This is a genomic window from Streptomyces sp. NPDC001100, from assembly GCF_053598575.1.
The window spans coordinates 1-2,868 of record NZ_JBSFKO010000090.1; the positions used below are offsets into that span (position 1 = coordinate 1).

1 protein-coding gene is annotated in these 2,868 nt (G+C 69.9%); it reads left to right on the forward strand.

Translation table 11 applies throughout. The features are described from left to right. Nucleotides 1–71: 71 nt before the first annotated feature. On the forward strand, nucleotides 72–2,868 hold a 2,797-nt coding region (locus ACWDEW_RS48755; RefSeq protein ID WP_450522821.1), incomplete at its 3' end, for a condensation domain-containing protein.

The window sequence follows — 2,868 nt, forward strand, 5'->3', positions numbered from 1 at the left end:
TGGAGCCGGTTCCGGTGTCGTTCCGGGCGTGGGCGCGGGAGTTGGCGGCGGAGGCGGGTCGTCCGGAGCGGGTGGCTGAACTGGCGGCGTGGCGGGCTGTGGTGGATGGTCCGCAGGAGTTGTTGACGGATGTTCCGTTGGATCCGCTGGTGGATGTGGGTGCGACGGTTCGTGAGGTTGTGGTGACTGTCCCGGCGGAGGTGACGTCTGCGCTGTTGGCGGCGGTGCCGTCGGCGTTCCATGCCGGGGTGGACGAGGTGTTGTTGGCCGGCCTGGCCGGGGCGGTCGGCGAGTGGGCCGGTGTGGACGGCGGTCTCGTGGTGGATGTCGAGGGGCATGGCCGTGAGCCATTGCCGGGTATCCCCGATCTGTCGCGGACGGTGGGCTGGTTCACGTCCTCGCATCCGGTGCGGCTGAGCGCGGGCGCCGATGGCGGTGTGTCCGTGCTCGGAGTGAAGGAGCAGATGCGGGCGGTCCCCGGAGACGGCCTCGGCTACGGCCTCCTGCGGTACGTCAATCCGGAGACCACCGATGAGTTGGCGGGGTTGCCCTCGGCGCAGGTCGGCTTCAACTACCTCGGGCGCGTAGGGGTGGGCGAGGGTTTCCGGGCGGGAGGTGCGCCCGCTGCTCCGGTGATGCACGCGGTGGAACTGCTCGGATCGGTACGCGAGTTGGCGGACGGCCCAGTGCTGGAACTGGTGCTGGCCTGGCCTGAACGGTTGATGGAGGCTGACCGGGCACGCGCGCTGCTGGAGGCGTGGGTGGAGGCACTGTCAGGACTGGTGGCGCAGGTCGGCGACGGGGCCGGCGGTCACAGCCCCTCTGACTTCCCGTTGGTTTCCCTGTCTCAGGAGGGTGTGGAGGAGCTGGAGTCGGCGGTGCCCGGTCTGGAGGATGTGTGGCCGTTGTCCCCGCTCCAGGAGGGTCTGCTCTTCCATTCGTCGTTCGATGACGAAGCCGGGGCGGATGTGTACGCCGGTCAGCGTGCGCTCGCTCTGGACGGGCCGTTGGATGTCGGTCGGCTTCGGGCGTCATGGGATGCGGTGGTGGGACGGCATGCGATTTTGCGTGCGGGGTTCCATCGACTGGCGTCGGGTGAGGCGGTGCAGGTCGTCGCGCGGGAGGTGGAACTGCCGTGGCGTGAGATCGACTTGAGCGGTCTACCCGAGGCCGATGCGGAGGCTGAGGCTGCCCGGTTGTCCGGGGAGGAGTTGTCGGCCGGCTTTGAACTCGGGCGGGCTCCGCTGCTGCGGTTGCTGCTGCTCCGCCTGGGCGAACGGCGCCATCGGCTGGTGCTGACGACCCATCACATCGTGCTCGACGGCTGGTCGCTGCCGATCCTGCTGAACGAGCTGCAGACGGTGTACCGGGCGGGCGGCGGCGCCCAGGCGTTGCCTGCGGTGCGGTCGTATCGGGATTACCTGTCGTGGCTCGGCCGCCAGGACCGTGAGACTGCGCGGGCTGCGTGGCGGGAGGAGTTGGCGGGGGCGGAGGAGCCGACGCTGGTTGCTCCGGTGGATCCGGCGCGGCTGCCGATGCGGCCCGAGGCGGTGCGTGTCGAGTGCGGCGCCGAACTGACGCGGGCGCTGAACGACGTGGCCCGCCGAGGCGGCGTGACGATGGCGACGGTGGTGCAGGGGGCGTGGGCTCTGGTGCTGGCCCGCCTGTCCGGGCGCCGGGATGTGGTGTTCGGGACGACGGTTGCCGGGCGGCCGGCGGATCTGCCAGGTGCGGAGTCGCTGATCGGGTTGTTCATCAACACCCTGCCGGTGCGGGTGCAGACGGATGGCAGGGAATCCGTACTCGACATGCTGGACCGACTGCAGCGCCGCCAGCTCGGCGTGATGGGCCACCAGCATCTCGGGCTGGCGGAGATCAAGCAGGTCACCGGGCCGGGCGCGGAGTTCGACACGCTCGTCGTCTACGAGAACTATCCGCGGTCCGCCGAGGCGATGTCGGATGACCCCGACGCCCTTGTCATTCGGCCGGGTGGCCGGACGCGGGACGCCAGTCACTATCCGCTGGGGTTGATCGTCGCGCCGGGTGAGCGGATGGAGTTGCAGCTGGATCACCGGCCGGACCTGTTCGACCGGGCGCGGGCCGATGAGGTGTTGGCCGCGTTGGTGCGGGTGTTGGAGCAGTTCGCGGCGGATCCGGAAAAGCCTCTGGGGCGACTCGGGTTGTTGGACGCAGCACGGTTGGAGCGTCTGACGCGGGATTGGCAGGACGTCTCTGCTGAGGTGCCGTCGGGAACCTTGCCGGATCTGCTTGCCGGGCAGGTGCGGCGGACACCGGATGCGCCGGCTCTTGAGTCGGGTGAACGCGCCCTGAGTTACGCGGAGTTGGAGGCTGAGGCGGGTCGGCTGGCGCGGTATCTGATCGCGGCGGGGGTGGGTCCGGAGCGGCGGGTCGCTGTGGTGGCCGAGCGGTCGGTGGGCACGGTGGTGGCGTTGCTGGCGGTTTCGATGGCGGGTGGGGCCTTCGTTCCACTGGACCCGGGACATCCCGCCGAGCGTCTGGCGCTGGTGTTGGAGGACGCGGATCCGGTCGCGGTGCTGTGCACGCAGGCGGGCCGTGCGGTGTTGCCCGAGGCGAACCGGGCCGGGGCGATTGCCTTGGACGATCCGGAAGTGGCCGCTGTCGTGGCCGGCTATGCGCCGGGTCGGGTGGTGGATGCGGAGCGCATGGTGCCGTTGGGGGTGGCGAATGCGGCGTATGTGATCCACACGTCGGGTTCGACGGGGCGGCCCAAGGGGGTGGTGGTCTCGCATGCGGGGTTGGCGAATCTGGCGTGGGCGCAGGTTGATCGGTTCGCGGTGCATGAGCGGGCGCGGGTGTTGCAGTTCGCGTCGTTGAGTTTTGATGCGG